The organism is Photobacterium sp. DNB23_23_1 (genome assembly GCF_052873815.1).
In genome coordinates, this window is the sequence record NZ_JBNNXT010000001.1 from 287,610 (window position 1) to 313,703 (window position 26,094).

Annotated in this window: 24 protein-coding genes; 21 read left to right on the forward strand and 3 right to left on the reverse strand. The window is 46.5% G+C overall.

Annotation, left to right across the window (positions count from 1 at the left end):
* Positions 1-551 precede the first annotated feature (551 nt).
* The 3 genes from ACVA53_RS01195 to ACVA53_RS01205 all read left to right on the forward strand — a co-directional run bounded on the left by ACVA53_RS01195 (position 552) and on the right by ACVA53_RS01205 (position 4,595).
* On the forward strand, positions 552-2,825 hold the full coding sequence (locus ACVA53_RS01195) for a bifunctional metallophosphatase/5'-nucleotidase (protein WP_446504320.1): 2,274 nt from the start codon (positions 552-554) through the stop codon (positions 2,823-2,825).
* Between the two features lie 62 nt (positions 2,826-2,887).
* Positions 2,888-4,006 (forward strand): YibE/F family protein, encoded by a 1,119-nt coding sequence (locus ACVA53_RS01200; protein WP_446504321.1) that lies wholly within the window; start codon positions 2,888-2,890, stop codon positions 4,004-4,006.
* Positions 4,007-4,175: 169 nt separating this feature from the next.
* Positions 4,176-4,595 (forward strand): GNAT family N-acetyltransferase, encoded by a 420-nt coding sequence (locus ACVA53_RS01205; RefSeq protein WP_446504322.1) that lies wholly within the window; start codon positions 4,176-4,178, stop codon positions 4,593-4,595.
* Between the two features lie 74 nt (positions 4,596-4,669).
* Here ACVA53_RS01205 and ACVA53_RS01210 read toward each other — a convergent pair whose 3' ends face one another.
* Positions 4,670-4,966, reverse strand: a complete 297-nt coding sequence (locus ACVA53_RS01210) for a hypothetical protein (RefSeq protein ID WP_446504323.1) — start codon at positions 4,964-4,966, stop codon at positions 4,670-4,672.
* Between the two features lie 880 nt (positions 4,967-5,846).
* Here ACVA53_RS01210 and urtA point away from each other — a divergent pair.
* The 13 genes from urtA (at position 5,847) to ureG (ending at position 17,524) form a co-directional block, all read left to right on the forward strand.
* Entirely contained in the window at positions 5,847-7,130 is a 1,284-nt protein-coding gene (urtA, locus tag ACVA53_RS01215) for an urea ABC transporter substrate-binding protein (RefSeq protein ID WP_255042623.1), read from the forward strand.
* 125 nt (positions 7,131-7,255) lie between these two features.
* A complete protein-coding gene (urtB, locus tag ACVA53_RS01220; RefSeq protein ID WP_446504324.1) occupies positions 7,256-8,881 on the forward strand; it encodes an urea ABC transporter permease subunit UrtB in 1,626 nt (541 codons plus the stop codon).
* Positions 8,882-8,891: 10 nt separating this feature from the next.
* Positions 8,892-10,088, forward strand: coding sequence for an urea ABC transporter permease subunit UrtC (gene urtC / locus ACVA53_RS01225; RefSeq protein WP_446504325.1), 1,197 nt, complete (start codon positions 8,892-8,894; stop codon positions 10,086-10,088).
* Entirely contained in the window at positions 10,085-10,936 is an 852-nt protein-coding gene (urtD, locus tag ACVA53_RS01230) for an urea ABC transporter ATP-binding protein UrtD (protein ID WP_107346891.1), read from the forward strand. Before urtC ends, urtD begins: the two co-directional genes overlap by 4 nt.
* Before the next feature lies 1 nt (position 10,937).
* A complete protein-coding gene (gene urtE, locus ACVA53_RS01235; protein WP_107346892.1) occupies positions 10,938-11,633 on the forward strand; it encodes an urea ABC transporter ATP-binding subunit UrtE in 696 nt (231 codons plus the stop codon).
* Positions 11,630-12,541, forward strand: coding sequence for an urease accessory protein UreD (locus ACVA53_RS01240; protein WP_446504326.1), 912 nt, complete (start codon positions 11,630-11,632; stop codon positions 12,539-12,541). Before urtE ends, ACVA53_RS01240 begins: the two co-directional genes overlap by 4 nt.
* A gap of 73 nt (positions 12,542-12,614) precedes the next feature.
* On the forward strand, positions 12,615-12,917 hold the full coding sequence (ureA, locus tag ACVA53_RS01245) for an urease subunit gamma (protein WP_255042637.1): 303 nt from the start codon (positions 12,615-12,617) through the stop codon (positions 12,915-12,917).
* Positions 12,918-12,968: 51 nt separating this feature from the next.
* Positions 12,969-13,307 carry an urease subunit beta gene (locus ACVA53_RS01250; protein ID WP_255042638.1) on the forward strand — a complete coding sequence of 113 codons (339 nt, stop codon included), beginning with the start codon at positions 12,969-12,971 and terminating at the stop codon, positions 13,305-13,307.
* A 37-nt stretch (positions 13,308-13,344) separates the two neighbouring features.
* Complete coding sequence (ureC, locus tag ACVA53_RS01255; RefSeq protein ID WP_446504327.1) at positions 13,345-15,048, forward strand: urease subunit alpha; 1,704 nt, start codon at positions 13,345-13,347, stop codon at positions 15,046-15,048.
* Positions 15,049-15,079: 31 nt separating this feature from the next.
* Entirely contained in the window at positions 15,080-15,532 is a 453-nt protein-coding gene (gene ureE / locus ACVA53_RS01260) for an urease accessory protein UreE (RefSeq protein ID WP_446504328.1), read from the forward strand.
* Positions 15,533-15,568: 36 nt separating this feature from the next.
* Positions 15,569-16,141 carry a HupE/UreJ family protein gene (locus tag ACVA53_RS01265; protein WP_446504329.1) on the forward strand — a complete coding sequence of 191 codons (573 nt, stop codon included), beginning with the start codon at positions 15,569-15,571 and terminating at the stop codon, positions 16,139-16,141.
* Between the two features lies 1 nt (position 16,142).
* A complete protein-coding gene (locus ACVA53_RS01270) occupies positions 16,143-16,856 on the forward strand; it encodes an urease accessory protein UreF (RefSeq protein ID WP_255042644.1) in 714 nt (237 codons plus the stop codon).
* Between the two features lie 41 nt (positions 16,857-16,897).
* Positions 16,898-17,524, forward strand: coding sequence for an urease accessory protein UreG (gene ureG / locus ACVA53_RS01275; protein ID WP_446504330.1), 627 nt, complete (start codon positions 16,898-16,900; stop codon positions 17,522-17,524).
* Positions 17,525-17,955: 431 nt separating this feature from the next.
* Here the strand turns inward: ureG and ACVA53_RS01280 are convergent, their stop codons facing one another.
* Entirely contained in the window at positions 17,956-18,909 is a 954-nt protein-coding gene (locus ACVA53_RS01280) for a lactate/malate family dehydrogenase (protein WP_446504331.1), read from the reverse strand.
* A 489-nt stretch (positions 18,910-19,398) separates the two neighbouring features.
* Positions 19,399-20,481: an alanine racemase gene (gene alr / locus ACVA53_RS01285; RefSeq protein WP_446504332.1), complete on the reverse strand. Its 1,083-nt coding sequence runs from the start codon at positions 20,479-20,481 to the stop codon at positions 19,399-19,401.
* A 643-nt stretch (positions 20,482-21,124) separates the two neighbouring features.
* Between alr and dgcN the strand changes: the two genes are divergently transcribed.
* The 5 genes from dgcN (at position 21,125) to ACVA53_RS01310 (ending at position 26,024) form a co-directional block, all read left to right on the forward strand.
* Complete coding sequence (gene dgcN, locus ACVA53_RS01290) at positions 21,125-22,132, forward strand: N-acetyltransferase DgcN (RefSeq protein WP_446504333.1); 1,008 nt, start codon at positions 21,125-21,127, stop codon at positions 22,130-22,132.
* Positions 22,129-23,103, forward strand: coding sequence for an N-acetyl-D-Glu racemase DgcA (gene dgcA / locus ACVA53_RS01295; protein ID WP_446504334.1), 975 nt, complete (start codon positions 22,129-22,131; stop codon positions 23,101-23,103). Before dgcN ends, dgcA begins: the two co-directional genes overlap by 4 nt.
* A 1-nt stretch (position 23,104) precedes the next feature.
* Entirely contained in the window at positions 23,105-23,965 is an 861-nt protein-coding gene (locus ACVA53_RS01300; RefSeq protein WP_255042659.1) for a D-amino-acid transaminase, read from the forward strand.
* Between the two features lie 265 nt (positions 23,966-24,230).
* Positions 24,231-25,619, forward strand: a complete 1,389-nt coding sequence (gene dbpA / locus ACVA53_RS01305; protein ID WP_255042660.1) for an ATP-dependent RNA helicase DbpA — start codon at positions 24,231-24,233, stop codon at positions 25,617-25,619.
* 153 nt (positions 25,620-25,772) lie between these two features.
* Positions 25,773-26,024, forward strand: a complete 252-nt coding sequence (locus tag ACVA53_RS01310) for an HPr family phosphocarrier protein (RefSeq protein ID WP_255042662.1) — start codon at positions 25,773-25,775, stop codon at positions 26,022-26,024.
* Positions 26,025-26,094 lie beyond the last annotated feature (70 nt).

Sequence of the window (26,094 nt, forward strand, 5' to 3'; positions counted from 1 at the left end):
CTCGAGTATCCTCTGGTGTTTACAGTAGAGGTAAACGGAATGGCATCAGACTTATTTTGTGAATAACTTATTATTTTACGAGGAGTTACAATCGTTGGTTTTGTCGTTGATTTTTACCTAGGGAAGCAACAGGGGAGGTTGAATGCCACCCTTCATGGCCAACAAACGAGCAGAGGTTTTTCAATTTGTAAATCATCACGCTATTAACTTGTGCCGTCATTGGGTCTTGGCTAATGCTTCTATATTTGTGATTCCCATCACGTTTCATTTGTTTTTGCTATTTGTGTTGTAGGTTTTTTTTGAGATTAATATCACGTTAGCAAACGTTTGCCTGTGCTTTTTTTGAACGTTTTTGTGTTGTGTGATTGTTGGGAATTAACGTTTGCGCAGCATGCAAAGGTTTACAATTAACGACTCATTTATCAAATTTACTGAATTTACATTTTGAAACTCTCTCGGTGGTTTTCGAGTTTTTATTCTATTGCTAAGGCGTATATTTGCTCACGATTACATTTTCTATTTTTATTTTTAATTATTTTGATTGCCTATATATGACTAAGAATACTATTAAGGTTGCAACGCTGAGTGCAGCGATTGTTACCGCCCTAGCCGGGTGTAACAGCAGTAGCAGTGATGAAAAGACACAACCATCACGTCCATCAATTGCTGAATGTAAAACCTACGAACCAACACAGCCAGTGATCGTTAAAGGTGATAATGAGAACCTTAACTTCCAAACGATTACTATCGGTGCAACAGGTGATATGCACGGCCGTATCTTTGCGTATGACTACGCATTGGATGGTGTGGATGTAAATGCGGGCTTTACAAAGATTGCCACGTTGCTGAACGAAGAGCGTGCGGCTAACGACAATTTCTTGATGATTGACCTGGGTGATACCGTTCAGGGTAACTCTGCAGAGTTGTTCAACGATCTACCGGTTCACCCTGTTGTTGAAACCATGAACTTCATGAATTACGACGTATGGGTTCCGGGTAACCACGAGTTTGATTTTGAGCGTGCTTTCCTAGAGCGCAGTCTTGAAGGTTTCAATGGTGCGGTAATTTCATCGAACATCATTTGGGACAAAAATGCTGATGGTTGTAAGAATACTGGTCAGGAAACACCATTCTTACGTGGTTACCAGATCTTTGATTACAACGGTGCAAAAGTTGCCGTTATCGGTCTAACACCTTCTTACGTGAAAGTTTGGAACGCTTCAAACCCACAGAACTTCCGTAACTTAGATTTCAAAGAAGAATTTGAATCTCTAGAAAATACGGTTGACCAAGTGATCGCTCAGTACCAGCCAGATGTGGTTATCGGTGCTCTTCACCATGGTCGTAGCGAGTCGCACGCCCGCGGTGTGAACGAAATTGCCTCTAAGATGGCTGACAAGTTCGATGTGATCTTCATGGGTCACGAACATGCTCGTTTCATCGAACAAATCGATCTTGGTGCACCTTTCGAAAACGGTATGGACGACATTTCTGTTTCAGGTGATAAAGCTAACCAAGTAGAAGACAAGGCGAAATCTGGCACTTACAACTGGCGTAACCGTGACTCAAAAGTGAAAGTTATCGAGCCGGGCAACTGGGGTTGGGCGTTGGCGAAAGCTGAAGTTGATCTTGTAAAAGACCAAGATGGCAACTGGAAGATCTTTGATACAACATTGTCTAACCGCACGGTTGCTGATGTTGAAGAAGATGCAGCTCTGCAGAACGAAATGCGTCACATCCATGATGAATCTGTAGAAGATGCCAACATCGAAATTGGTGTCATTCGCGGTAACTTTACTAACACAGAAGGTGGTTTTGCTGATGAAGCGGTACTTGAAGAGCAAGTATTAAATAGCGAAGGCCAGCGCCTGTACTCTACAATCCACAGTGCAAAACTGTCAGACATGCCTTTGACTGATCTGATTAATCAGATCCAGATCATGAACGTAGAATCGAAAGGTAGTGAGGTGATTGGGGAGCAAATCAAGGTTGACGTTTCAGCGGCCGCTCTTTTCTCTGATGCATCAAACTTGTTTGATGGTCGGGAATACCGTAAGAAAGACAGTGCCAACCTGTACATGTACGACAACCAACTGGTTGCGGTAAGCATCAAAGGTGAGAAGCTGAAAGAGTATATGGAGTGGGCTTACAGCTACTTTAATACTTACAAACCTGGTGATATTACGGTGTCATTTGACCCAACAGTTGCTTCGTTTAACTACGATATCTTTGATGGTGACATTGAGTACGTGGTTGACTTGAGCAAACGTGGCCGTGAAGAAGAAGAAGATGGTACTGTGATCTTCATTGGGGACCGTATCCAAAACATCACTATCCGTGGTGTAGAGTTAGAAGATGACGGTGATTATGTATTAGCAATCAATGATTATCGCTTTGGTTCGCCAATGAAAGAAAAAGGTTGGGTGACCGATGAGGATGTCATTTGGGAATCTTCTGCTGAGCAGGTTTATGCTATTCGTGACATGCTGACGGAATATGTTGCTGATCACAAAGTGCTTGATCGCTCTGAGTTCGAGAACGTGAACTGGTATATCACGCAGTACGGCCCATCAGATGCTCAAGGTAATGTTGCTGACGAAGACAAGGGTGACATCCTTCGTTTGCGTGAGGATGGCGATAAAGGTGAAGCTCTTTGGAACCGCCTGCAGGAAAAAGAAATCTGTGTAATGCGCTCTGGCCCTGGTGCTCGTGATGCTATCAATGTTTCTGTGAACGTAGACGACAACGATACTTGGTTCGATAACATGAACGCGAGTAACCCGTACGAAGGCTGTACTTACGCAAATCAGCCAAAGTCTGAGTAATTGAATTTATTGAAATAAGATAAAGAAGGCGCTACGGCGCCTTCTTGTTTTGGATAATGAAAATGTTAAAACGATTATTATTTCCTTTTGTGGTCTTTCTTATATCGACGGCCATTTTGTGGTATTCGCCATCGGTGAGTGAATCATTCCGCCCCAAGGCCTATAGCAATCAGGAATTTGTCCGCGCGAGTGTGATCGACGTTTTAGCTGAGAGTACTCAGTCAGATCCTTTAGTGCCTTCAGTTAAGACAGGACGTCAACGCTTATTGGTGGAATTACGCGAAGGGGAAGATAAAGGTAAGCAGGTCGAAGTCGAGAACCAACTTAGCCGCTTACATAATGTGTATGTCACCGAGGGTGATAACTTCATTCTGCTGATCCGTGAACAAGGCGAGCGTACTATTTATTGGCCGTATAATCATGATCGTTCCTCGGCCGTGTATTGGATGGTTGGGATCATTGTGCTGCTGACTGTTCTCTTCGCAGGCTTGCAAGGGGTGAATTCGGTGGTCTCCTTGTATTTTACTGGTGCGCTGTTAATTGGCGTGCTGGTTCCGGCTCTGTTTGCTGGCTGGAATCCAATTCTTGTCACTATCGGGTTGATGGCCGTGAAGATTGTGGTCAATTTCCTGCTGGTCGCAGGTTGGAACAAAAAGTCATTGGTGTCCATGTTAGGCACACTGGCGGGTGTGGTTATGGCGGGCCTGATGGCCCAGTTTTTTGGCGAGATGGCTCAACTTAATGGCCTTTATCTTGAGAAAGGCGAAGATATTCTTTATCTCGGCGGTGAGGCTCAGGTGCAGGTACGCTGGCTGTTGTTTGTTGCCATTATGATTTCGGCTCTTGGCGCAGTGATGGATGTGGCGATCTCTATGGCATCTTCTTACCACGAGCTTCGTGAAATGTCGCCGCAGCAACCTGAAAAAGATCGCTTGTTGGCGACGATCCGAATCGGCCGCGATATTCTCGGTACCATGACTAATACCTTGGTATTGGCGTTTGCAGGTAGCGCCCTTACTACCATCATGATGGTATGGGGGTTCCAAATGCCGCTGATGCAGTTTATGAACATTCCGGCGCTGTCTCTGGCCATGATCCATGGTTTGGCGGGCAGTATTGGGTTGATCATGACTGTGCCGCTAACGGTATTGATTGCCAGTGCGGTTTATCAGCGAGACTAAAAACGGAATGTGGTAATGAATAAAAAAGCTGAGGGTTAAACGCCTCAGCTTTTTTATTATATGTAGTCAGGCCCGATTGCGATTACCTTGGCTATGTCGGTATGTTGTCATAATTGGTGGGTAATATAGGCCCCTGTTTTAGATTTAGTGGAATTGATGTGGGGGAAACATGGAAGTCATTCTGGCTACGACGAACGAAGAGATCATTGAAATTGCACCTATCATGCAGCAACTTCGGCCAAAATACACATTGGAGAAGATAAGTGATTTACTGAACCAGCAGTGCAAAGCCGGTTATAAGCTTGTTTATGTTAAGGAAGATAACAACATCTTGTGTGTCGCTGGTTTTGTCACGGGGCACAAGTTAGGGTGGGGAGCTTATTTGTACATTGATGACTTAGTGACCGATGAAGCCCAGCGCTCAACTGGTGCAGGCCAGTATTTAATTGAGTGGTTTAAAGACTACGCCCACATCAACCAGATAGAGCAGATCCACCTTGACTCTGGTGTACACCGCTATGGCGCGCATAAATTCTATTTAAAAGAAGACTTTGTTATTTCCAGCCATCACTTTGTCTGTCAATGTTGATTGTTTGCTGAAAGTTGTCGACTGTGCCTGGTGGTTAGGAGCCACTTTGGCACAGTCGAGAGTTAGTTGATGCATCAAAGGCAGTAACTTGGCTCGGGAGTCTCTTCCATAAGAGATGCTTGCATGATTTCTTCAATCAGCAGCAAAGAGGCAGATTTCTGATCCTCTTGGCATTTAAAGTCAATCGATAGCACTTCGAGTAAGTCCTTCAATAAAAAGCTCATGTGAGATGCGTTCTTGTTACCATTCACATAAGGCTCAATAGCTAGGATCAGTTTTTCGATATCGTTGGCGATTGAGTTTGTTGCATCGTTTTTCCATTGTGCTCCCTTCACTTTGAGAACATCATTAATAGAATTGTATGTATTCATTGCTTCTGCGCCCTTGGTAAAGCTGCTAATAATAGAAATAACTACGTTGTTGAGTCGATCCAAGTGTCTTCAAGGTACTGCTTTCAAGGTATGACCTTCAAGCTACTTGGGTATATCTTGAGGTGTGTCTGTTTTATTGACTTTATACCTCAGGCGTTTCTATTCCTTACTGGCTGCATGGATTTTAATCTGCACCAACAAGAAAAACCAGTGGGTATAACTATCTTTTGTTATTGGTATAACAATTCTTATTCAAGATGAAGAGAGCGTTTAGTGAAGAGTGATTACTTTTCATTAGTTTAGTTGTTAATCAATAAGTCTCGGAGGGAATATTGTCTGCTAATCGGGTGCGTCAGTTCAGTTTCCGGAGTTGCAACCACATGAAGTTTGGCCTGAAAATGAAAGGAGACCTAAGCAAAGCAGAAATGGATACCCGTCATAGTGTCTCTGGTGATTTGGGTTAAACGCCAGTACTTACAATACAACTCCCTGTCGTGATTGTTCTATCAGTGTTAAAGCGATTAGGGTTATTATTTTTCGAAATTAAACACCCACTTAAATGCAAACAAACTTACAAGCTAGGGCTTAATGGCTCAAGGGTGGTTATTTGTGTTTGTATTCCTCGAAAAAACCATTTAATTCACTTTGTTGCCCCGATTTGATTCAAAACATAATCGCTCATCACTGTTACAGGGCAAGTGTCGTTTTTTTTGCACCATTATGTGCTCAGGGTATTATTCCAGACTTAATCACCTTAAGCTTTACGATGATTTATCTTGTTTAAAATCAGTTGTTTATATTTATTTTTGTTCGGTTATTCGTTTTGGCACCAATTTTGATTGGTTGTTTATGAATGTTTATTACAACGGAGATGTTAAGTATGACCATGAAGTCCAAACTGAATCTAGCCGCACTTGGCCTGAGTCTATCGTTAGTTTCTGCTGTTGCATCAGCAGAAGAGACGATAAAAGTAGGGGTTCTCCACTCACTGTCTGGCACCATGGCGATCAGTGAAACCACGCTGAAAGATACAGTATTGATGCTGGTTGATGAGCAAAATAAAAAAGGGGGATTGCTTGGCAAGAAACTGGAAGCTGTTGTTGTCGACCCTGCCTCTAATTGGCCGCTATTTGCTGAAAAAGCCCGTGAGCTTATCGAAAAAGAAAAAGTGGATGTGGTTTTTGGTGGTTGGACGTCGGTTTCACGAAAATCAATGCTGCCAGTATTTGAAGAGCTCAACAGTATTTTGTTCTACCCGGTGCAGTACGAAGGTGAAGAGTCATCGAAAAATGTCTTCTACACTGGCGCTGCGCCTAATCAGCAAGCGATTCCTGCCGTTGAATACTTGATGGATGAACTGGAGGTTGAACGCTGGGTACTGGCGGGAACTGATTATGTTTACCCACGTACCACCAACAAGATCCTCGAGTCTTATTTGAAAGCGCAGGGTGTTGCCGATGAAGACATCATGATCAGTTACACCCCGTTTGGCCATTCTGATTGGCAGTCGATTGTGTCTGATATTAAGAAGTTTGGTTCTGCGGGCAAGAAAACTGCCGTGGTTTCTACCATTAACGGTGATGCGAACGTTCCCTTTTATAAAGAGCTAGGTGCCCAAGGTGTCTCCTCTGAAGATATCCCTGTTGTCGCGTTCTCGGTGGGTGAAGAAGAACTATCAGGTATGGATACCTCTCCGCTTGTTGGCCACTTGGCGGCTTGGAACTACTTCATGAGTGTCGATACCGATCAGAATGAAGAGTTCATTGATGGTTGGCAGTCGTTCATCAAAAGTGACAAGCGTGTGACTAACGACCCAATGGAAGCTCACTACATTGGGTTTAACATGTGGGTACAGGCGGTAAATAATGCCGGTACCACCGAGCCTGAAGCGGTACAGGATGCCCTTATTGGTATTGCAGTACCGAACCTTTCTGGTGGCTACTCGACTATGCTGCCAAACCACCATATCACTAAGCCGGTCTTAATCGGCGAAATTCAAGATGATGGTCAGTTCGATGTGGTATGGGAAACCACGGGGCTAGTGGCGGGAGATGCGTGGTCTAAGTACCTACCTGAATCAGCCAAGCTATATTCCAGCTGGTCAAAGCCTTTCTCTTGCGGGGCCTTCAATACAGAAACCAAGAAGTGTTCAGGTGCTAATTAACGCCTTGTTTTAGGGGCCTTTGCCTCTTATTGATGGCGCTTCAGGTTTAGGCTGAAGCGCTATTTTCGGTGGGTATTACATTTACCCGCGTTGGAAGTGGTTAATTGTCAGTAAGGACACAAGAAATGACACCTTTAATGAAGTTTGTTAAAGCGCTCATTGTTCTCTTGTTGTGTACTCCCATGGCGTTTGCTTCGGTCAGTTCGACAGATGAATTTGATCAGGTATTGATTGGGAAAAATAACAACGATAAGGAAATCGCCATTGAGTGGCTAGTCGATAATCAGCCTGCCGAAAAGGCAAAGCCTATTCTTCGGGCTTGGTTGGAAGGCAACCTGTTTTATTACAAGAACAAAAATAGTGAGGATTTCCAGCAGCTCTTTATTATCGCCGGTAGAAACGGTAAGCAAGCTGATGGCATTTGGGATTCAACACAGTTAGTTGTTTCGCGCTCTCGCGACTTTGGCAAGATTCGGGTGAATAACAAATTGCGCAGTCTTATTCGGGTACAGTTGGCCTCTATAGGGCTGAACTCGCCTGATGCGGCAACCCGCTTACAGGCTGTCGATGGTCTGCTAGGGCAAACCGATGATGAAATCATTGAAAGGCTTGCCGCGCAGTTGAACGTTGAACAGGACGGCAAGGTACAGGATAGGCTGCAGTTGGCGTTGTCGGTCAGTACGGCGTTAGATAACAGTGCATCAACGTCAGTGCGAACTGCAGCCGTCAACACCTTGTCTGAATACAAACAAGCAATCGTGTTGCAAACCTTCAATAAATTACAGCCACAATCATTGGATCCTGAACTTTCGGCAGCTGTCGAAAGAGGCTTGGACAAATATCATCAGAGCCAACGGCTTTATTCCGGTGTCGAGACAATCTTTTTCGGCCTCAGTTTAGGCTCTGTATTGGTACTGGCCGGAATAGGCTTGGCCATTACATTTGGGGTGATGGGGGTCATTAATATGGCCCATGGTGAGCTCATCATGATTGGTGCATACACTACCTATGTGATGCAGCAACTTCTTCCTCAGCAAAGCGGTACCGCATTGCTGCTGTCTATTCCGATGGCTTTCATTATTTCTGGGCTGGTAGGGATAGCGATTGAACGCAGTGTGATCAGGCACCTCTACGGTCGGCCACTTGAAACATTATTGGCGACATTCGGGATCAGTTTGATCCTCCAGCAAGCGGTACGATCGATTTTCTCTCCGCTTAACCGTTCTGTCAGTACGCCCGACTGGATGGCGGGGGCTTGGGAGCTGAACCCAATGCTGTCTCTGACATACAACCGCTTATATATCATTTTGTTTTGTGCCTTGGTGTTCATTTCTATGGTTATGATCTTGAAGCGTACGCCTCTGGGCCTGCAGGTGCGGGCGGTTTCTCAAAATAGGGCAATGGCAAGGGCGATGGGGATCCGCTCAGAGCGGGTTGATGCCCTGACGTTTGGGCTGGGCTCTGGCGTGGCTGGTGTCGCGGGTGTCGCGTTGTCACAGCTGACGAATGTAGGGCCAAATATGGGTCAAGCCTACATCATTGATTCATTTATGGTGGTGGTGTTTGGTGGGGTCGGAAACCTGTGGGGTACCTTGGTTGCTGGTTTAGGACTTGGGCTGTTCAACAAGTTACTGGAACCTTGGGCGGGTGCGGTACTGGCCAAGATCTTGATGCTGGTCTTTATTATCCTGTTTATCCAGAAACGTCCTCGTGGGTTATTCCCGCAGCGTGGCCGTGCGGCTGAAAGCTAAGGAGCGCTTGATGCAGTCTAAATCAATTATTCTTTCGGCCTTGGGGCAAGATCGGGGCGGCAAAATCGTCCTCGCGTTGCTGATCTCTGCCGTCATTTTGGTCCCGATGGCAAACCTGTTATTGCCGATCGGTCACCCGCTACATATCGAAACCTTCACTATTTCTCTGATGGGTAAATACCTCAGCTATGCCATGCTCGCGCTTGCGGTCGATTTGGTATGGGGCTATCTCGGGATCCTGAGTTTGGGCCATGGGGCGTTCTTTGCCCTGGGCGGCTATGCCATGGGGATGTATTTGATGCGCCAAATTGGTGACCGGGGGGTATACGCCAATCCCGTGTTGCCCGATTTTATGGTGTTTCTAAATTGGCAGGAGTTGCCATGGTTCTGGCAGGGCTTTGATCAATTCTGGCTGGCTTGCCTGATGGTAGTGTTGGTCCCCGGTGCTTTGGCTTATGTTTTTGGTTATCTAGCCTTCCGTTCACGGGTGTCAGGAGTATACCTGTCGATCATGACCCAGGCACTGACTTATGCCCTGTTACTGGCGTTCTTCCGCAACGAAATGGGCTTTGGCGGGAACAACGGGTTAACCGATTTTAAAGATATTCTCGGCTACAGCTTGCAACAAGATACAACCAAAGTGGCGCTGTTTGTCTGCACTGGGTTGGCGTTGGCTTTGAGTTACGTGGTGTGCCGAACCATTGTCAGTAGTCGGTTGGGACGTGCCGCTTTGGCTATCCGTGATACCGAGTCGCGGACACGTTTCATGGGCTACGACGTCGATGGCATTAAACTGTGGCTCTTTGTGTTGTCTGCCGTCATCGCGGGCATTGCCGGTGCCTTGTATGTGCCGCAAGTTGGCATTATTAATCCGGGGGAGTTTGCACCGCTCAATTCGATTGAGGTTGTGGTGTGGGTTGCTCTTGGCGGTCGGGCAACGTTGTTCGGCGCCATCATCGGGGCTCTGATTATCAACTATGCCAAAAGCTGGTTTACGGTTGAATTCCCAGAAGTGTGGCTGTTTGCTCTGGGGGGCTTATTTGTGCTTTCCACCATGTATTTCCCGAAAGGGGTGATTGGGTTTATATCCGACATAACGGCTCGACTGGGTAAGGGGAAAAAGGGAAAGTCTTCTCAGCAGTCAGGGGGCTCCTCGCAATCAGGAAAACCTCAACAAGAGTGCGGCGTTAATGAGGTGGTGTCATGACAGTATTAGAGACGGCAAAGAAGCTAGGTACATTTGCCCAAGAGATGACCAAACGGGAAGAAACGTTTTCATTTCTTGTCCCCGATGAGCACCCCTTGATTGATACCAGACATAACATTTTGCTCTATGTCGAGGGCGTCAATAAGAGCTTTGATGGTTTTAAAGCCATTAACGATCTCAACCTGTATATCCGCGAGGGCGAGCTTCGCTGCATTATTGGGCCAAATGGCGCCGGAAAGACCACCATGATGGATATTATTACCGGTAAGACGACACCGGATTCCGGCCAAGTGTGGCTTGGGTCAAACATCAATTTGTTGGCTATGAATGAATCGCAGATTGCCAATGCCGGCGTGGGCCGGAAGTTCCAAAAACCAACAGTGATTGAGTGCCTGACGGTTTGGCAGAACCTAGAGCTGGCGATGTCGGGAGTTCGGACGGTTTGGGCGACATTCAGAGCCAAGCTGACCGCAGAGCAGAAGGATAAGATCGAGTCTGTTCTGGTGTTAATTAACTTGGCAGATCACGCCGCCTTATTGGCCGGAAATTTGTCCCATGGCCAAAAGCAATGGTTGGAAATTGGCATGCTGCTAATGCAGAACCCCAAGCTGTTGCTGGTCGATGAGCCTGTCGCGGGGATGACCCACCAAGAGATGGATAAAACCTCGGAGTTATTGAATTCGTTGGCAGGTAAGCATTCCGTGGTTGTCGTTGAGCATGATATGGACTTTGTCCGTTCGATTGCCAGTGATGTGACAGTTCTTCACCAAGGCCATGTATTGGCTGAAGGCACCATGGACCAAGTACAAAACCATCCTGAAGTGAAGCGGGTTTATCTAGGGGAATAGCATGTTAGAGATCAAGTCACTCAACCAATATTACGGTGAAAGCCATACATTGTGGGATTTGGATATGCAGATCCCCGAAGGTAAATGCACGGTGTTGATGGGCCGTAATGGTGTGGGTAAAACGACGTTATTGCAGTGCATCATGGGGTTGGTGGGGCCAAAAAGTGGCGATATTACATTTAATGGGCGCTCAATTCTCGCGGAATCGGCAGAATCCCGGCCACGGTGGGGAATAGGGTATGTGCCGCAAGGGCGTCAGATTTTTCCGATGTTGACGGTCCAGGAGAACCTAGAGATAGGTTTGCCTATCCGTGCTCGGGGCGATCGTAAAGTGCCTGACTTCATTTTTGATCTGTTTCCGGTTCTAAAGGAAATGCGTCACCGCCGTGGTGGCGATTTATCGGGTGGTCAACAACAGCAATTGGCGATAGGCCGGGCGTTGGTGGTGAACCCTAAGCTATTGATTTTGGATGAGCCGACGGAAGGGATCCAACCCAATATCGTGCAAGAAATTGGCGATATTATCAGGATGCTTAACGAAAAAATGGGACTTACTGTGTTGCTGGTTGAGCAGAAGTTACCTTTTGCTCGTCGGGTGGGCGATCAATTTTGCATTCTTGACCGAGGACGCCATGTTGCCAGTGGTGAGATGGCCGAGCTCGATGATGCCTTGGTTAAGGAGTACCTCACCGTATGACAGAGTATTTATCGCCTGTTGCGACCAACCCGACCGCAAGTCAAATCGCCCAGCATACCCACCATGGCTGGCAGGCTGAATTGAGCCTGTCCTACCGAGATAGGGGCGATAAAACCGTACTTAAGCACCGAGAGCAAAAAGGCCCGTTAACGGTACAGCAAGCGCTCTACCCCGAAGGGGAGGTTTGCCATAGTTATCTGCTTCATCCGCCTGGCGGTGTCGCGGGTGGCGATACACTTGATATTCGCGTCGATGTTGGCGCGGGTGCCAAGGTGTTGGTGACAACCCCTGGAGCCACAAAATTTTATCGCTCTGAGCGCCGTTTTGCCAAGCAAGCCCAGCATTTGTCAGTCGCCGAAGGAGGCCGGCTGGAATGGCTGCCTCAGGAGAATATCTTTTTTCCTGATGCCCATGCTCAGCTCAATACCGTTGTCCACCTCGAGAAAGGTGCACAGTTTGTGGGCTGGGAGTTGCACTGTTTTGGTCGCCCTGCACTAAAAGAGTGCTTTGATAGCGGTAAATTGATTGGAAAAACAGAGGTTTATGTCGATGGGCGCCGGGTGCTGACTGAAGGTTTGAACATGTCTGGTGGTGATAAGGTACTGATTAATATAGGAATGCAGAGATTCCCCATGATGGGGACCCTGTACTTGTCCGAAATGGGGCAAGATTTCTATCAGTTGGTACAGGCTTTGCTATTAGATATTCAGAGCGAAATAAATATACAGAGTGAGCTAGGTAGCAAGAAGCTAATCGTGGCTGCAACACAGGTCGAGGGGCTCATTGTTGTTAGGGCGTTGGGGTATTGGAGTGAAGATATCCTGCACTGCTTTACCCAAATATGGCAGCAAGCGCGAAGTCAGATGACGGGCATTGCCCCTCACCCCCCGCGCATCTGGGCCACGTAGTTAGTCGGTTACTCAGCGAGTTAGAGTTTTGGCGACTTAGAGTTTTGGCGATTTAGTGACATTGGAGAGTGACATGGAGTTGACACCAAGAGAGAAGGACAAGCTACTGATTTTTTGTGCCGGGATGTTGGCCAAACAACGCAAGGAAAGGGGCCTCAAGCTCAATTACCCTGAATCCATTGCTTACATCAGCAGCGCCATTCTTGAAGGGGCGAGAGAAGGAAAGAGTGTCGCAGAGCTCATGGACTATGGCCGTACTCTGCTCTCTGTGACGGATGTGATGGAAGGGATTGCGTCCATGATCCCGGATGTCCAGGTAGAAGCTACCTTTCCCGATGGCACCAAATTAGTGACTGTGCATGAGCCGATTGTGTAGTTGTTTGATGGTATAGCGGCATAGTATCTCGCAGATAAATAAGGAGAAAAAATGGCAGGGAGTGGTGCATTCAATACCTCCGCGTTTGTGCCCGGTCAAATCGAGACCGCAAGCGGGGAGATCGAACTCAATGCTGGCAGGACAACCCTTACCGTTAAAGTTGAAAACGTAGGGGATCGGCCAATTCAGATAGGCTCGCATTATCACTTTTTTGAAGTCAATGATGCCCTCAAATTTGATCGGCAAGCCTGCAAGGGCTTTCGCCTCAATATACCAGCAGGGACGGCTACCCGTTTCGAGCCGGGTCAGTCCCGGACAGTAGAGCTGGTTGATTTATCTGGTAAACGGGAAGTTTACGGATTCCAAGGCAAAGTGATGGGCAAGCTCTAGTTCTTTCCTTCTCTAATCATTAATACAAGGAATAGTTATGGCAAACATTTCACGTCAGGCTTATGCCGAAATGTTTGGCCCAACAGTGGGTGATCGTGTGCGTCTTGCCGATACCGAGTTGTGGCTTGAGGTTGAAAAAGATTTCACTATCTATGGGGATGAGGTGAAATTTGGCGGCGGTAAGGTGATCCGCGACGGTATGGGTCAGAGCCAACGACCAAGTGCTGAAACACCTGATTTGGTGATCACCAATGCCATCGTGCTCGATTACTGGGGCATCGTTAAGGCAGATGTGGCGGTAAAAAATGGGCGGATTAGCGGCATCGGGAAAGCTGGGAATCCCGATATTCAACCGGGTGTCGATATCATCATTGGCCCGGGAACCGAAATCTTGGCGGGTGAAGGTGCGATCTTAACCGCTGGTGGTATTGATTCCCATATCCATTTTATTTGTCCGCAGCAAATTGAAGAAGCGTTGGCGTCTGGGGTGACGACCATGATTGGTGGTGGTACCGGCCCTGCGACGGGTACCAATGCGACCACCTGTACACCTGGGCCATGGAACATGGCACAAATGCTTCAAGCGCTCGATGGCTTTCCAATGAACTTCGGCTTGCTGGGTAAAGGGAATGCCAGCCAACCAGAAGCGCTGCGTGAGCAGGTAGCGGCTGGGGCGGTGGGGCTAAAGCTTCATGAAGACTGGGGTACTACGCCTGCATCTATTGATACTTGCTTGTCGGTTGCCGACGAGATGGATGTTCAGGTTGCCATTCATACCGACACCCTGAATGAATCAGGCTTTGTTGAATCGACCTTGGCGGCTATCGGTGATCGGGTGATACATACCTATCATACCGAAGGCGCTGGCGGCGGGCATGCGCCCGATATTATCCGTGCTGCTGGTGAATCGAATGTCTTGCCGTCATCGACCAATCCGACTCGACCTTATACGGTCAATACCGTTGATGAGCATTTGGATATGTTGATGGTATGCCATCACTTGTCTCCCGCTATTGCAGAAGATGTGGCGTTTGCTGAATCTCGTATCCGCAGGGAGACCATCGCTGCTGAGGATATCTTGCATGACCTTGGGGCCTTTTCGATGATTGCCTCGGACTCTCAAGCTATGGGGCGGGTGGGTGAGGTGATCACCCGAACCTGGCAGACAGCCCATAAAATGAAGGTTCAACGTGGCAGCTTGGCGCAAGATTCCAGCTTCAGCGATAACTTCCGTCTGAAGCGCTATATCGCCAAATACACAATCAATCCGGCTATTACCCATGGCATGGCGCATGAAATTGGATCGATTGAAGTGGGAAAACTGGCGGATTTGGTGTTATGGAAGCCGGCCTTCTTTGGGGTTAAACCAAGTACTGTCGTCAAGGGCGGCATGATAGCCATGGCCCCGATGGGGGATCCTAATGCGTCTATTCCAACCCCACAGCCTGTTCATTATCGCGCGATGTTTGGCAGTTATGGCAAAGCGGCTATGAATACTTCGATGCTGTTTATCTCGTCGGCGGCGAGTGACGCTGGCGTGGCCGAGCAACTCCAGCTTGGCAGCCAGATTGGTATCGTCAAAAATTGCCGGAATATTAGCAAGTCAGATATGAAGCTTAACGATTGGCAGCCTCGTATAGAGGTAGATTCTCAGACCTATCAGGTGCGTGCTGATGGTGAGCTTTTAGTGTGTGAACCAGCAGAAGTTCTTCCGATGGCCCAGCGCTACTTTTTGTTTTAATGCGGTTCAAATAATAACAAAGGAATTGTAAATGATTGAGTTGGTTGAAGTAAGTACAGAGGCGGCAGTGCAGCCCGATGCGTATTTGAGTCTGCCGATTGATAGTCGGATCAAAAGCCGGTTGAAGGTAGTGCTAGATGATGGCCGTGATGCAGGCCTATTTCTGCCTAGAGGTCATATCCTGCGCGGTGGCGAACAGCTGAAGAGTCGCTGTGGCACTTTAGTGGAAGTTAAAGCGGCCGATGAGCAGGTATCAACAATATATTGTGATGATCCTTACCTTTTGACGCGTGTTGCCTACCACTTAGGAAATCGCCATGTCCCGCTTCAGGTTGAAGCTGGTTGGGTGCGTTACCAACATGATCACGTACTGGACGACATGGTCGTAGGTCTAGGCGCTAAAGTCACGGTTGAAAAGGCACCGATAGAGCCAGAAGGCGGTGCTTATGGTGGTCGCTCTGGCGGACATCATCACCACCACTAATAAAGAGCTAACGTTTTTTTGCAAAAGGATATGACAATGAAAACAACCCGTATTACCTCATCGTTGGCAGCGCTTAGCCTTGTGATTCCGGTTTCGGTACAGGCGCATCCCGGACATGAGCATTCTTCATTCTTTAGCGGGCTTGTGCATCCTATTACCGGTGTCGATCACCTCATTATGCTACTCGCATTTGGCGCATTGGCTTTCTTTGCCGTTAAGAAAACCACGACCCAATTGAGTTTATTGGCCGTCGCGTTAGTCGCATTAGTGACCGGAATGGTGGTTGGACTCAATTTGGGGGAGGTAAGCGGTATTGAGGGCGCGATTGCAGCGTCGTTACTTGTTGTTAGTGCTGCACTTTGGCAAGTGTTTTCTGGTAGCCAAGTGGTAACTCGAATGGCAGTGGCGCTGTGTGTTGCCCTCATCTTTTGTCATGGTTATGCCCATGGTGTCGAGGCCACCGGTAGTGTTTCGCAGTTTGCTGTTGCGATGGCAATATCGGCATCGGCATTGATGTTGTTGGGACACCGGTTAGCGGCATTTGCATCAAGCCGCTGGGTTTCTGCTGGTGTTGCTTCTGCCAGCCTTGTTTATTTGCTGGTGGCTTAATATGGCGGCCGAGGAGCTGAGAATAAAGGAAGTCGAACGAGGTGATGATCCCATTGCCACCTACCGTTTGTTTCAGTTAATAAGCCCCTCGCTGCCAATTGGTGGGTTCACCTATTCGCAAGGGTTGGAGTGGGCTGTCGAGGCGGGGTGGGTAAAAAACAGGGTATCCATGGTCCTGTGGTTGGAGAACATATTGCGCTATAGCGTGGCAACTCTTGAGCTTCCCCTTATTGATAGGTTCTACCAAGCGATTGAAACTCGCGATATACCGAGCATCGAAGCATTGAGTAACTTGCTTTGTTCAAGTCGGGAAACCAAGGAGTTGCGGGCCGAAGAAATTCAGCGGGGGAAAGCGCTGAATGTGCTGCTGAAGCAGTTGGATATTCCTGTTGACGATTACCTTGGTAGCAATACTGATCCTAATCAGTTGGTCGGTCTGTGTGTCGCAGGCTATTTATGGGGGATAAGCCCTGAAGCCATGAAGCAGGGGTACCTCTGGAGCTGGGCTGAAAATTTAGTGATGGCAGGTGTAAAGTTGGTGCCGCTGGGGCAAACCGATGGTCAGCGGGCTTTGATGGAATTGACCCTGCAGTTTCCTGAGATGGTTTCTATCTCGACACAGATCGATGAGGTGATGATCGGCAGTTTTACACCGATTGTGTCGCTAGCCAGCAGCCTGCATGAAACACAATATACCCGTTTGTTCCGTTCATAAGCCTGATGTGCTTTGTGGGCAATAAGATAATAAGGAATGTTATGGAAACATATAAGCAGCCACTTCGTATTGGGATTGGTGGTCCGGTTGGTTCCGGTAAAACCGCATTACTTGAGGTTTTGTGTAAAGCGATACGCGATAAGCTGAATATCGCGGTGGTGACGAATGATATCTATACCCAGGAAGATGCCAAGATCCTGACAAGGGCCGAGGCCCTTGATCCTGATCGGATCATTGGCGTGGAAACCGGTGGGTGCCCTCATACCGCAATTCGTGAAGATGCCTCGATGAATCTGGCTGCGGTAGAAGAGTTAGCCAAGCTGCACCGTAACCTTGATGTGGTGTTTGTTGAAAGTGGCGGCGATAACCTCAGTGCAACTTTTAGTCCTGAGCTTGCTGATCTCACCATCTATGTGATTGATGTCGCTGAAGGTGAGAAGATCCCCCGCAAGGGTGGCCCGGGTATTACCCGTTCTGATCTGCTGGTGATCAACAAAATTGACCTTGCGCCCTATGTAGGAGCGTCACTGGAGGTAATGGAAGAAGACACTAAGCGGATGCGGCCTAATCGCCCTTATGTCTTTACCAACCTTAAAGAGTCCCAAGGGCTTGAAACAATCATCGACTTTATCATTACCGAAGGGATGCTGACGCCGAAAGGTGAGTAAGCGGAAGGTAATTCGATTATAAGTGACAGGGATCTGAGCAATCAGATCCCTTTTTTATTTAGGGTGGTATTATACCAACCTACATAATACCAACCTACATAAGTATTTGATCAGTCTTGCAGGTTAAAATCGCTGTTCTCTGCGTTAGATATTTTGTAATTAGAGCCACTAGTTACTGCAATATCTGCCTTGATAACAACGATTTTTCCAGTGCAAATACTTGATCAATGACTTATCCAGATTGGTATAAATACTTGATCAACTACTTATCCAGATTGGTATTAGGCTCTCCGTTCGAAGCGAGAGAGTCAGGCTCTCTTCAATACTCAAGCTCATATGAATAGAGAGCGGTCTAAATTATTTTAATGAGCCCTGTTTTCTCTGTGACAGTAATATAAAGTGATGGATTTTTAGATTTAAGGCTGTGAGCGCTAACCAATTAACCCTGTTTTTTTACGAACATCGTTGATGCAAATCTTTAAGCTGTCAGCGATTTGAACAAGTTCATTAAGCTCCAAATCGGTAAATGGGTGAGTAAGTATTGATTCGGCCCCCTGCGCATTAACAACCGTTGGTAAGCTTAAAACAACATCGTGTAAACCATACTCACCACGGACCATCGTGCCTATTGGTAGAACCGAGTGTTCATTTATTGAGATAGCTTGAATAATCCTAAATACACTGGCGGCAATGCCGTGGGCAGTATTTTGCTTACGCTTGAAAATCTCAAATCCGGCTTGTTTTACCGCTTCTAATAACTCCGTAGGGTCGATAGAGGGAAGGTGGTTGGTTTCACAGTAATAATCGGCAGGTTGTCCAGCGATACTGATCAAACTTTTTGGCGTGAAACAGTGACTTCCGTGCTCGCCAAGCACATATCCAAAGACATTCTTTGGGTCGAGTTTAACCCGTTTACCGATAATGGTCATAAGCCGTGCTGTATCGACAAGGCAACCAGCACTTAGAACCTTGCTGGCGTTAAAACCAGTATTCGCAACGATGAAGTAAGCGACGATATCGCAAGGGTTGGTTACGACAATGAGGATAGCATTTGGCGCGACTTTTTCGATTTGCCGAGCGATATCAACGCCAATCTTGCTATTTATTTCGGCAAGATCAAGTCGAGATTGTCCATCTTTGATCTGTGCGCCTGCGGTGATCACAACGATTTCAGCATCAATGAGATCATGATAATCATCGCTAGCCGTGAGAGCGGTATTCTTCGAGAAAGTGAGGGCCTCAGTATGACTGAAGTCGAGGATTTCACCTTCGGCTCTTTCTCGGTTTTTATCTAATAGAACAAGCTCACTAACACTACCTAGTGTGAGGAGGTAGTTACATACTCCGACGCCAACAGCCCCAGCACCAATAATTCCTATTTTCATGACTACATTCCTTGTGCGTGTCCTAAATATTATCTTACTGAAATATTTCTGATTGAGATAGTGATTCCAAGTGTTATTACCCGATATTCTGGCTGCTATTTAATTTAGTGTGATTTGCTGTAATTAATCTGCAATGAATTATTATTTAGGGTTACCTGGTTTATAGGGTGTTATTTTACGGGTTAAACAAATTTATATACTATCTATTACTGCTTTAATACGTATTAAAACGTTGAATACATTGGTCGTACGTGATATCTAATGCTTATCCTTAAGTAAGTTCACCTTTGGGCTCTCATCAAGACATCTATTTCGGTGTGAAATAAACTTGAAACCGGTTAGCAATTCCATACGACTATTTTAGTGAACTGAAACATTGATGAGGTTATGATCCCAACAATATAAAGATAGCAAGTTTTTCCTTTGTTAAGTTAAAGTGAGAGTTAAAACTTCTTTTATTGTAAATAAAACACCAATGCTGATGGTTGTCTATTCCTCTGGGATAAATCGTTGATGGACTCGACTTGTTAGTTTTATAGTGAGTTCATAAGGAATGGTGCCCAAGTTTTTCGCTACATGCTCAATGGGGAGGTGTTGACCCCATAACTCCACAGTATCCCCCACTTTATCTTGGTGTGCGGAACCTAAATCTACGGTCATCATGTCCATAGAAACTCGCCCTACGATGGGAACAGTGCGGCCGTTTATATATACCGGGGTGTTGGTGGGGACCAGCCTCGGGTATCCATCACCATAGCCAAAGGCGATAACACCTATGTGGGTATCGGTCGGTGAACGCCATGCCTCACCATAGCCTACTGGCTCATTGGCTGCGTGTTTACGAATGGCAATAAGCCGACTTGTTAATGTCATGACTGGGGTGAGGTTATGATCTGTACCTATATGCTCAGCACTCGGTGAAATACCATAAAGGGCAATTCCCGTTCTCGCTATATCCATATGGGCGTGAGGCCAGAACAGTAACCCTGCAGAATTAGCGATGCTCTTGTTACCGGCATAACTTTGGGTTGCTCTAGTAAAGCTAGCTATCTGCTGCTCGGTTTTTGGGTTGTCAGGCTCATCCGCATTGCTAAAGTGACTGATAAAACAGACTTCACCTTTAATTTTATTTGTTCTGCGAATGCGAGCAACGACATCACTGATTTCGTAGGGGGAGAAACCGAGACGGTGCATCCCTGTATCGACCTTAACCCAGACTGTAACAGGATTAACCAGGGGATAGTTTTCTAAGTCGATCAGTTGTTGGTGGTGGTGGATAGTGGTATCGAGTTGAAACTGCGAGGCAAGCTGTAAGTCCTGCCCGTTAAAGCACCCTTCAAGTAACAATATAGGCTGGTTTATTCCTGAATGGCGTAATTGTAGCGCCTCCTCTAGCCGCGCTACGGCAAACTTGTTTGCGTTAGGTAACGCCTTGGCTATTTTTATCGCGCCATGCCCATAGGCATCACCCTTAATTACTGCGATTAATGGTTGATGATTATTTTGTTGACTTAACTGTTGGTAGTTTAACTTAATTGCATTTAAATCGATAAGGGCTTCCGCTGTGATCATAGTATGGTTTGCACGACGATTTATATCGTTCCAACGCGTCCAGGTTAATAGATACAATGGTGAACTAAATGCAATTTAAGTGCCATTTGTAAAATAAGGTGAATAATTATTTTTGACAATGGCTTAGCTAGCAATAATAAGGCTTTCAAAGGAAGTAGGTAAAATTAACTAAGGCTGAAATATTGGTTGATTAATTATTGAGCACAGTTAATGTGCACTGAAAAGGTTTATATGCACCAAAAAGATACAATAAAAATGACTCACGAGAAACACAAGAAAAAACGTTAACAAATTGTTAACCGCTGGAGGTGGGTTTTAATTAAAAAGGTCCCAATTTTATTGGATAAAAGGTAAATGACGTTAAAAAAGAATAAATGGTTACGAATGTTACTTTCTTTAACTTTGTAGAAGTATAACATTTGGTTTATCTTGATTATTTCAGTGTTATATAAAATTGAGTTAATGATTTAATTTTGATTTAAATCATGCGCTTATGGCTTTTTGGTGAGGTTTTGGTGGGAAAATCTGTTTATAAATCACTGCATTTGAAAACCTGTCACGATTTTTGCACTGTTCCTGTGTGACTTTAATCTCGATGTTTATAGTTAATGATAAATTAATTTAATTTAAGGAAGAGTTAGAGATGGATCTTAATAAACCGTATTTATTGTTTCTTGGTGATGCCGCGGACCCTCTTGCCGCTAAGGTTGCACAGGGGATTAAAACATGGCGTCCAGAATACTGTGTTGGGCAACTGCGTCTAGAAAATTGTTATGCTGATGTGGGCCTCGATGATATTTCGATAGAACAAGCAGTGGATGCTGGTGCTAAGACCTTGGTTATTGGTGTTGCAAATCGTGGTGGCGTGATTTCCGAGCGGTGGCTCAGTGTATTACTAGATGCATTGCAAGCGGGGATGGATATAGCCTCTGGTTTACACAACAAGCTTACCGACATTCCTGAGCTGGTTGATTGTGCCGCGAGATATAATCGTACACTGTTTGATGTACGTTATCCCACCCAGAGTTACCCTGTGGCGACGGGCAAGAAGCGTACAGGTAAACGCCTGTTAACCGTCGGGACTGACTGTTCTGTGGGAAAAATGTACACATCTTTGGCTATAGAACAAGAAATGAAACGGCATAATATCGATGCCGATTTCCGTGCCACGGGGCAGACCGGGATTTTGATTACTGGCTCTGGTGTAAGCGTGGATTGTGTGGTTGCAGATTTTATTGCTGGCGCTATAGAAACCATCACACCGGATAGTACCCCTGATCATTGGGATGTGATTGAAGGGCAAGGTTCATTGTTCCACGCTTCTTTCGCTGGGGTAACAATGGGCTTAATCCATGGCTCTCAACCTGATGCGTTAGTATTGTGTCACGAGCCAACACGTACCCATATGCGTGGCTTACCTGATTACCCATTACCGGATATTGTAAAATGTATGAAGGTGAACTTGGAGGCCGCCAAACTCACTAACCCAAGCGCGGAATTTGTTGGTGTATCGGTTAATACCTCTGGGCTGGAAGAGCAAGACGCTTATGGCTACATGGAGAAGCTTGAGGCTCAAATTGGTCTTCCTGTTGTCGATCCTTTCCGCCAAGGTGTTGCCCGTATTGTTGATTACATGGTGACATCGTTATGAAGTTGAACATAGTCAAGCAGCGTTGGCCTATTCGTGGAGCATTTACCATATCTCGTGGCAGTAAAACAGAAGTCAATACATTGATTGTTGAATTAGAGCACCAAGGCTCAACAGGCCGGGGGGAATGCGTTCCCTATGCTCGTTATGGTGAATCGCTTGACAGTGTTGAGGCCCAACTGCGCTCTATAGCTTCTCAGGTCGAAGAGGGAGCAAGTCGGCTCGATATGCAAAAACTGTTGCCGCCCGGTGCGGCGCGTAACGCTATAGACTGCGCGTTTTGGGACCTTGAGTGTAAGCAACAACATTGTTCTATTTGGCAGAATTTAGGTTGTGTCCCTGATGCACTTGAAACGGCATTCACCCTTTCGTTAGACACGCCAGAAAAAATGCAGCAGATGGCGGCAGACAATGCGTTTCGTCCCTTATTGAAGCTGAAGCTGGGGGGAGAAGACGATCTACAGCGGGTTAAGGCTGTTCGTCGAGGGGCGCCTTCAAGCAAGCTCATCATTGATGCGAATGAGGCTTGGGATATAGAGAGTTATGAGCGCGTAGTGCCGGAGTTGTTTAAGTTAGGAGTGGCCATGATAGAGCAGCCTTTTCCTGCAGATAAAGATCATTGGCTTGATGAGGTGGCAAGGCCTATTCCAATTTGCGCCGATGAGTCGTGCCACGATAGAACATGCCTAGCAATGTTGGTAGACCGCTTCGATATGATTAATATCAAGATTGATAAAACGGGTGGCTTAACCGAAGCGTTGGCACTCAAGCAAGAAGCCGAAAGAATGGGCTTGGCTGTGATGGTGGGATGTATGCTCTCTTCATCGCTGAGTATGGCGCCGGCATTTGTTGCGGCGCAAGGTGCCGATATTGTCGACCTAGATGGCCCTTTGCTATTAAGCCAAGACATTGAACATGGATTTGAATTTAAGGACAACCAAATGCTGCCTTTCGGCACTGAGTTATGGGGATAACATGATGCAACGAATTGTGTATATGAACGGAAGCTATGTCGCCGAGAGTGACGCCACCGTTTCTATCTTTGACCGTGGTTTTTTATTTGCCGACGCTGTATATGAGGTGACTGCAGTACTGGCTGGTAAGCTTGTCGATAACAAGGGCCACCTTGCTCGTCTTGAGCGCTCGTGTAAAGAATTAGGTATGAAACTGCCTGTTAGTGCTGATGAGCTTACCCAGATTCAAAGGACCCTCATCGAGAAGAATCAACTTACTGAAGGAGGGATATACCTGCAGCTTACCCGAGGTAACGAAGGGGATCGTGACTTTAGTTATAGTGATGATATAAAGCCTACTTTGGTGCTATTTACCCAGCAGCGTGCCTTGCTCGATAGTCAGGCGGCTAAAGAAGGGATTAAAGTGATCTCAATGGAGGATATCCGGTGGCGCAGGCGAGATATCAAAACGACCAGCTTACTGCCAGCTTGCTTGGCGAAACATCTCGCGCATCAGGCGGGTGCTGATGACGCTTGGTTAATTGAAAATGGGCTTGTTACCGAAGGTGGCTCTAGCAATGCCTACATCGTTACTCATGATAATAAGATCATTACTCGGCCTTTAAGCAATGACATTTTGCATGGAATAACTCGAGCATCGTTATTAAAAGTGGCTGAGGATTGCCAAATAGAGCTTGAACAGCGTGCCTTCACCATTGAAGAAGCGTACGAGGCAAAAGAGGCATTTGTAAGCTCAGCTACCACCTTTGTTTGGCCTGTTGTCGCAATAGATGGCAAGACCATTGGTGACGGTCAACCAGGAGAGATAGCGAAAAAGTTACGAAGTACTTACATCGAAATGGTGCTGGCATTTACTCAATAGTGATGGACCGGCTTTATTCATTGTTGAATTTATCGCCGGTGTAACCCGTGCAACATGACTGGTGGGAACTATCGGAGGGAGGCGTCGATTGGCGAAAAAGAGACGAGTTTAACCGTCGAACTCTATCTTTTTTTACCCAAGACTGATAGTGTCGCATCCCTTGCGACAACAGGGTGGGGTAGATGAATGTCTTGCTGGTGTTGTCAGTGTTTCTTAAGCCTGTGAAATAGTCTTTCAACGTACAGGCGATGACAGGATATTACCCGTGAGCAAAAACGCGTTTTCAACTTTGAATCTAAAACCTGATCTGATCTCTAACCTAGAAACGATGGGTTATGAATCGATGACTCCTATCCAGAGCCAAAGTCTGCCACATATTTTGGCGGGCAAGGATGTAATCGCTCAGGGTAAAACAGGTTCGGGTAAAACGGCCGCTTTTGGTCTGGGCTTGCTTGACCATCTTAATGTTAAGCGCTTCCGTATCCAGTCATTGGTATTGTGCCCAACGCGTGAGCTAGCAGATCAGGTTGCAAAGGAAATCCGTAAACTGGCACGCTCAATCCACAACATCAAAGTGCTGACTTTGTGTGGTGGTATGCCATTTGGTCCGCAAATTGGCTCTCTTGAGCACGGTGCCCATATTATTGTCGGTACTCCGGGCCGTGTGGAAGAGCACCTACGTAAAGGTTACCTATCTCTTGACGATCTGAATCTGTTGGTACTTGATGAAGCTGACCGCATGCTAGAGATGGGCTTCCAAGATGCTTTGGATGCTGTTGTCGATGCAGCGCCGGCTGATCGCCAGACTTTGCTATTCAGTGCAACGTACCCTAAGCAGATTGAATCTATCGCTCGCGATATCATGCATAAGCCAGTGATGGTGAAGGTGGAGTCTACCCATGATGAAAACACCATCGATCAGCACTTCTACCATGTAGACTCCAACGAAGACCGTATGACGGCGCTTCGCTTGTTGCTGTCCCTGCACAAACCAGAATCGAGCGTCGTGTTCTGTAATACTAAGCGTGAAGCACAAGAAGTGTCTGATGAGCTGGAGTATTACGGTTTCAGTTCAATGGCGTTGCACGGCGATTTGGAGCAACGTGAGCGTGACCAAACCTTGGTACGTTTTGCTAACAAGAGTACCTCTGTGCTGGTTGCAACAGATGTTGCTGCACGTGGTTTGGATATCGAAGCGCTGGATTGTGTGATCAACTATCACCTTGCGCGTGATACTGAGGTGCACGTTCACCGTATTGGCCGTACCGGTCGTGCGGGTAGCAAGGGTGTTGCATGCTCTTTCATCAGTGATAAAGAGCACTATAAGGTTGCTCTGCTGGAAGACTATTTGGAGAGAGACATTGTTGGTGAGGCATTGCCTTCAGAGTCGTTGTTAAACCAACCGACCTTCCGTCCAGCGATGACGACGTTACAAATTCTTGGTGGTAAGAAGCAGAAAGTTCGTCCTGGTGACATTCTTGGTGCACTAACGGGCGATAACGGTATCCGTGGTGATCAAGTTGGTAAGATCAATGTCTTCGATATGGTTGCCTATGTTGCAGTGAAAAGCGATGTTGCTCGCGTGGCACTGAAGAAGTTGGAAAACGGTAAGATGAAAGGCCGTTCGTTCCGCGTGCGCGCTATCAAGCGATAATTAACGTATTTACCGCTTTTGCATGATAGAGCCATGGTTAGATCCCACTTTGGAGATCTCCATGGCTTTTTTATTCCTATCTTGAGTGGATATCCCAGAATCTGTCAGAAATAATCGGTACAAAAACAAATAGATAACTACGGAGAGTGTTATATGTTTAAGAAAAACGTCCTGATTTCAGCAGAAAGTGGCCTCCATACCCGACCAGCAGCCAAGTTCGTGAAAGCGGCTAAAAAGTATGCTGAAGAAATTGAAATCGTTTCTAACGGCAAAACAGCAACAGCTAAAAACCTATTCAAGTTACAGACGTTAGCGCTTGTTCAGGGGACGCAAGTAACCGTGCAATCAACTAACCAGCAAGCGGTAAATGAGCTGGCGACGTTTATTGAAAACGTGACCGGTTAGCCTTTGGGTATTAACGATTGGTCGCAGTAAACCGATTGTTTTAATCACGCTTTACACGAAAAGCCTGCTC

Bases quoted from the DNA above. Each gene is read 5' to 3' on its own strand.
- ACVA53_RS01195 (WP_446504320.1), top strand. From the start codon at position 552: ATGACTAAGAATACTATTAAGGTTGCAACGCTGAGTGCAGCGATTGTT.
- ACVA53_RS01200 (WP_446504321.1), top strand. From the start codon at position 2,888: ATGTTAAAACGATTATTATTTCCTTTTGTGGTCTTTCTTATATCGACG.
- ACVA53_RS01205 (WP_446504322.1), top strand. From the start codon at position 4,176: ATGGAAGTCATTCTGGCTACGACGAACGAAGAGATCATTGAAATTGCA.
- ACVA53_RS01210 (WP_446504323.1), bottom strand. From the start codon at position 4,966: ATGAATACATACAATTCTATTAATGATGTTCTCAAAGTGAAGGGAGCA.
- urtA (WP_255042623.1), top strand. From the start codon at position 5,847: ATGACCATGAAGTCCAAACTGAATCTAGCCGCACTTGGCCTGAGTCTA.
- urtB (WP_446504324.1), top strand. From the start codon at position 7,256: ATGACACCTTTAATGAAGTTTGTTAAAGCGCTCATTGTTCTCTTGTTG.
- urtC (WP_446504325.1), top strand. From the start codon at position 8,892: ATGCAGTCTAAATCAATTATTCTTTCGGCCTTGGGGCAAGATCGGGGC.
- urtD (WP_107346891.1), top strand. From the start codon at position 10,085: ATGACAGTATTAGAGACGGCAAAGAAGCTAGGTACATTTGCCCAAGAG.
- urtE (WP_107346892.1), top strand. From the start codon at position 10,938: ATGTTAGAGATCAAGTCACTCAACCAATATTACGGTGAAAGCCATACA.
- ACVA53_RS01240 (WP_446504326.1), top strand. From the start codon at position 11,630: ATGACAGAGTATTTATCGCCTGTTGCGACCAACCCGACCGCAAGTCAA.
- ureA (WP_255042637.1), top strand. From the start codon at position 12,615: ATGGAGTTGACACCAAGAGAGAAGGACAAGCTACTGATTTTTTGTGCC.
- ACVA53_RS01250 (WP_255042638.1), top strand. From the start codon at position 12,969: ATGGCAGGGAGTGGTGCATTCAATACCTCCGCGTTTGTGCCCGGTCAA.
- ureC (WP_446504327.1), top strand. From the start codon at position 13,345: ATGGCAAACATTTCACGTCAGGCTTATGCCGAAATGTTTGGCCCAACA.
- ureE (WP_446504328.1), top strand. From the start codon at position 15,080: ATGATTGAGTTGGTTGAAGTAAGTACAGAGGCGGCAGTGCAGCCCGAT.
- ACVA53_RS01265 (WP_446504329.1), top strand. From the start codon at position 15,569: ATGAAAACAACCCGTATTACCTCATCGTTGGCAGCGCTTAGCCTTGTG.
- ACVA53_RS01270 (WP_255042644.1), top strand. From the start codon at position 16,143: ATGGCGGCCGAGGAGCTGAGAATAAAGGAAGTCGAACGAGGTGATGAT.
- ureG (WP_446504330.1), top strand. From the start codon at position 16,898: ATGGAAACATATAAGCAGCCACTTCGTATTGGGATTGGTGGTCCGGTT.
- ACVA53_RS01280 (WP_446504331.1), bottom strand. From the start codon at position 18,909: ATGAAAATAGGAATTATTGGTGCTGGGGCTGTTGGCGTCGGAGTATGT.
- alr (WP_446504332.1), bottom strand. From the start codon at position 20,481: ATGATCACAGCGGAAGCCCTTATCGATTTAAATGCAATTAAGTTAAAC.
- dgcN (WP_446504333.1), top strand. From the start codon at position 21,125: ATGGATCTTAATAAACCGTATTTATTGTTTCTTGGTGATGCCGCGGAC.
- dgcA (WP_446504334.1), top strand. From the start codon at position 22,129: ATGAAGTTGAACATAGTCAAGCAGCGTTGGCCTATTCGTGGAGCATTT.
- ACVA53_RS01300 (WP_255042659.1), top strand. From the start codon at position 23,105: ATGATGCAACGAATTGTGTATATGAACGGAAGCTATGTCGCCGAGAGT.
- ACVA53_RS01310 (WP_255042662.1), top strand. From the start codon at position 25,773: ATGTTTAAGAAAAACGTCCTGATTTCAGCAGAAAGTGGCCTCCATACC.